1 protein-coding gene is annotated in these 1,043 nt (G+C 43.4%); it reads left to right on the top strand.

The genetic code is table 11. The features are described 5' to 3' along the window. Nucleotides 1-1,043, top strand: a 1,043-nt coding sequence (locus tag AC3AYF_RS21725; protein ID WP_487780541.1) for a hypothetical protein, incomplete at both ends; no start/stop codon positions are given.

Below are 1,043 nucleotides of genomic sequence, written 5' to 3'. Positions count from 1 at the left end.
AAGTAAAACTAAACATAGGCAAACTTAACCAGCCGATAAAAATATTAACTGAAGATAATGAACAACAGCTGCTTGCCTTATTTCCTGCTGAGTTAGAACGTAATCTACTGTTACTGGTGGCTCGTTCTAATAGTGCAGGGGAACATGTCTCCCAACTTAAGTCCGTCTTTAAACTGAACTTCTTTGATCATCGCCAGAAAATTTATGGCATGAGTAATAATGCACTCAGCGATGCTCAATCTGCCGTGCTTGAGCAGCTGCATAATATCAAAGAACAAATTAGCCAATATGATCTTGGTTCAGAGATCACCACCGAAATGATCACGCAGACTGCTGAACAGTTAACAACCATGGTTGATACCTTGCAATTGCTGACTGAATATCCGGCCAGTCATCTCTTGCAAACCCAAGTTGATGAACTGAACGCATTAACCGCAGCTCAACAAGTGCCGGACGAACAACACTTAATGGCCTTAGCGGACAGCCTACTTCAAGTAGAGTCGTTATTACAGCCCGGGGCTGCTAATGCTAGCTCTGCAGAATACAAACAATTGCAAGCCACGGTCATCGAGGAATGTTTATTAGAACTTAGTTATATCAAAGAAATGCTGGCCACCCAAGCCGAATCAACCAATACCGATAATCACCTTTTAGACCAAGCCGCAACCAAGTTAGAATTGATTGCCGGCAGTTTAACGATGTTAACCCTGTCGGATGCGGCTGAGACATTAGAGAAAACGGCACAACAAATGCGACAATGTGTCACCAATAATGATGAACTGAGCCCCACTAAACTTGATCTATTTGCTGAAATCATCGCCTCCTGCGATTTATATATGGAAGGTATTAAGCAGCATGGTCAGCCGCTTAACCAGTTTTTAGAGACTGCCAATAATAAACTTGCCGACTTTGAGCATATTCTTAATGGCAGTATTGCCACTGAACCAGCAACGCCACAGCCTGAAATATTAGCTGAACTTGGAACTATTTCCATCGCGCAGGAGTCGACCGAGCCTGAGTTAGAGCCTGAGTTAGAGCCTGTG

The organism is Salinicola sp. (genome assembly GCF_982684285.1).
Note: the sequence above shows the minus strand (reverse complement) of the source record. Positions and strands in the feature narration are given on the sequence as shown.